This is a genomic window from Streptomyces amakusaensis (genome assembly GCF_039532665.1).
In the GTDB taxonomy this organism is placed as follows: domain Bacteria; phylum Actinomycetota; class Actinomycetes; order Streptomycetales; family Streptomycetaceae; genus Streptomyces; species Streptomyces amakusaensis.
In genome coordinates this window covers 1-3,871 of sequence record NZ_BAAASB010000058.1, presented here as the reverse complement: position 1 = coordinate 3,871, position 3,871 = coordinate 1, and the positions used below count along the sequence as shown (strand labels likewise).

Below are 3,871 nucleotides of genomic sequence, written 5' to 3'. Positions count from 1 at the left end.
AACCCGACACCACACTCCCCGGATCCGACTCCACCCCCAACACACCCGCCTGCCACAACGTGTAATCCACGTACTGCACCGGCAACCCCTCCCACACCGGCACACCACCACCCACCCGCACCCCATACGCCACCGACAAATCCCGAGACAACGGACCCATCGACCACCCATCAGCAGCCACATGATGCAAAACCAACACCAACACCGACTCGGAACCGGTGTCGATGACATGGACGTGCATCGGAAGATCGGCGCTCAGGTCGAACTTGTGCTCGCGCTCCTGGGCGATCCGCTTCTCGGCCAGCTCCGGCGGGCTCTGCGACCACTGCACGGTGACGGTGGCCTGCCCTGCCGGAAGGACAACCTGGACCGCCTCGCCGTCCTGCTCGGGATAGACCGTACGCAGGACTTCATGCCTGATCACCAGGTCGGACACGGCCTGTTGGAACGCCTCCCGGTTCAGCGGGCCGGAGATCCGGCTGACCAGGGCGATGTTGTACGCGGCGCTCTCGGTATCGACGTGGTGGAGGAACCACAGCCGACGCTGAGCCGGGGAGAGCGGCAGCCGGGCGGGCCGGGGACTCACCGCCGTCAGCGGGACCACGGCGGCCCTGCCGACTGCCTGACGCAGCTGTCGTTCGAGTCCGGCCACGCTGGGGTTCTCGAACACCGTGGGCAGATTCAGGTCCACCCCGAGCACAGCCCGTACCCGGTTGACGAGCCGGGTGGCCAGGAGGGAGTGCCCTCCCAGGGTGAAGAAGTCGTCGTCGACGCCCACCTCGGGCAGCCCGAGCAGTTCGGCGAAGAGCCCGCAGAGCACTTCCTCGCGCGGAGTGCGCGGACCACGGCCCGTGGTCTCCCGGGCGGGCGCGGGCAGCGCGCGGCGGTCGAGCTTGCCGTTGGGGGTGAGGGGGAACGCGTCCAGCTTCACCAGCGCCGACGGCACCATGTACTCGGGCAGCCGCCGGGCGAGAAGCCGCCGTGTCTCACCGGGCTCGGCCGAGCCGGTGAGATAGCCGACCAGCCGTCGTTCGCCCGGCCGGTCCTCGCGAACCAGGACGGCGGCGTGGCCGACCCCCGGGCAGGTGGAGAGAGCGGCCTCGACCTCGCCGAGCTCGATGCGGAAGCCACGGATCTTGACCTGGTCGTCGGCCCGTCCGACGAACAGCAGCCGGCCGGACCTGTCCCAGCGGACCACATCGCCGGAGCGGTACATACGGGTCCCGGCCGGGCCGAAGGGGTCGGCGACAAAGCGCGATGCGGTCAGTCCGGACCGGCCCACGTAGCCACGGGCCAGGGCCGAGCCCGCGATGTACAGCTCCCCCGCCACTCCTGGCGGCACCAGCCGCAGCGCCTCGTCCAGCACATAGACGTCGGTGTTGGCGACGGGGCCGCCGATGGTCACCGGCCGTCCGGCGGGCAGCGGGCCGCCCGTCGCGCAGACCGTGGTCTCAGTGGGTCCGTAGGAGTTGACCAGCTCATGGGTGGTCGCCCACTGGTCCACCAGCCACTGCGGGCAGGACTCGCTGGCCGTGATGATCACAGCCCCCTCGGGTACCGCGTACTCCGGCAGAGCGGCGAGCATCGAAGGCGTGACCAGCACATGGGTGATGTCCGGTGCTTCGCCCGGCCGGACCGTCAGCAGTTCCTCCGGCTTGCCGATCACCAGTGTGCCGCCGAGCAGCAGCGCCATGACCAGCTCCCAGACGGAGCCGTCGAAGCCGATCGACGCCAGTTGCAGCACTCGGTGCGCCGAGTCCGGTGCGACGAAATCGCGATGGCGGCGGACCAGCCGGGTGAGCCCGGTGTGCGGCAGAGCAACACCCTTGGGCTTTCCGGTCGATCCCGAGGTGTAGATGAGGTAGGAGATGTGGCCGTGCAGGAGCGGTGCCGAGCGCTCGGCCGGACGGATGTCGTCGTCGGCGTACCCCGAGAGGTCGAGTTCGCCGAGGAGGATCGCGGGCACATCGACATCGCCCAGCGCGTCGGGGGAGTCGACAAGCGCCATTCCCACGGCGCTGTCCGTGAGTACGTACCGCTTGCGCTCGGCGGGATACGCCGGGTCCACCGGCAGATACGCGCCGCCCGCCTTGGCGATCGCGAGGAACGCCACCACCCAGTCGAGCGAGCGCCGGGTGGCGACGGCGACCGGCACATCGGGGCCGACTCCCTGACGGATGAGGTGGCGTGCGAGCCGATTGGCGCGGGCGTTCAGCTCGGCATAGGTCGTGGCTGTCCCGTCCGCTTCCACCGCCACGCGTGGTGCGCCTGCCCTGGGCTCTGCCCTGACCTGCTCTTCGAACAGCTCCGGCAGGGTACGGGGCGCTACCTCGTCGGTCCGGTTCCACTCCTCCAGCATGCGCCGGCGGTCCTCGGCGGTCAGCAGATCGATCTCACTGACGCGCAGCGACGAGTCGGCGGCGACCGCGCTCAGCAGACGCGTCAGCCGGTCACCCAGCTCACGTACCGTCTCCTCGTCGAACAGGTCCGTCGCGTACGTCAGCGTGAAGGTGATGCCACGGGCGTCGCCGTCGGCCGCACCGTGCTCGACCGCGCCGATGAGCAGGTCGAACTTGGCCGGGGACATCGGCACCCGGCCGATGGCCGTCTCGACGCCGGCGAGTCGCAGGCCCGGCGTCTCGTCCTCGACACTGAACGCGACCTGAAACAGCGGATGCCGGGAGAGCGACCGGCTGAGGCGCGACTCCTCGACGACTCGGTCGAAGGAGACGGACTGATGCTGGTACGCCGAGAGGTCGGCGCTCCGGATCCGCCCGAGCAACTCGTCGAACCGGGGGTCGCCGGAGGTGTCGGTGCGCAGCACCAGGCTGTTCACGAAGAACCCGACGAGGTCGTCGAGGGCCGGATCGGCGCGGCCCGCCACCACCGTGCCCAGCGGGATGTCGGTGCCTGCGCCGATCCTGGTCAGCACTGCTCCGAGAGCCGCGTGGACGACCATGAACATGGTGCTCTCGTGCCGACGGGCGAGGTCGCGCAGCCGCTGATGCGTCTCCGGCCCGACCCGCACGGTCGCCTCGGCACCTGCGTAGGAGGCTCGCGCCGGCCGTGCTCTGTCGTACGGCAGCGTCAGCTCCTCCGGCAGGTCGGCCAGCGCTTCCCGCCAGTACGCCAGATCGCCGCCGTGCCGGTCCTCCTGCTGGAGGGACCAGAGCGCGTAGTCCGCGTACTGAACGGGCAGCGGGTTCCACTCGGGCTCCCGGCCCTCGGTCCGCGCGGAGTAGGCGCGCTCCAGGTCGGCCACAAGTGACCCCATCGACAGGCCGTCGGCCGCGATGTGGTGCACCACGAGGACGAATACGGCGCTGTCGGGTCCGGTCAGCACCACATGCGCGTGCACCGGTGGTTCGGTGACGATGTCGAATTCGTACGAGCACTGCTCGGCCACGGCTCGGTCGGTGTCTTCGGGGGCGTGGGACGACCAGCCGATCTCGACACCCGCTTCGGGGCGGATCAACTGCGCCGGTTCGCCGTCGAGTTCGGCGAAGACGGTACGGAGTGCCTCGTGCCGAAGCGTCACATCGGCGAGGGCCAGGCTCAGCGCATCATGGTCGAGGGTGCCGCGGACCCTCGTGACCAGCGGGATGTTCCAGACCGAGCTGGGGCCGTCGAGCTGGTGCAGGAACCACAGCCGGCGCTGGGCGGGCGAGAGCGGTATCCGCTCGGGACGGGGAACCACCGCTGTCACCCGCTGGGACGACGGCGTGCTGGTGCTGTCGGCCGTCTCCAGGTGTTTGGCGAGTTCGGCGGGGGTGGGGTGTTGGAAGAGGGTGTGGATGGTGGTGTGGGTGTTGAGGGTGGTGTTGATGCGGTTGGTGAGGCGCATGGCGAGGAGGGAGTGGCCGCCGTGGGT

1 protein-coding gene is annotated in these 3,871 nt (G+C 69.9%); it reads right to left on the bottom strand.

Annotation, left to right across the window (positions count from 1 at the left end):
- The coding region (locus tag ABD371_RS35590; protein WP_344486876.1) for an amino acid adenylation domain-containing protein at window positions 1-3,871 on the bottom strand (3,871 nt) is incomplete at both ends.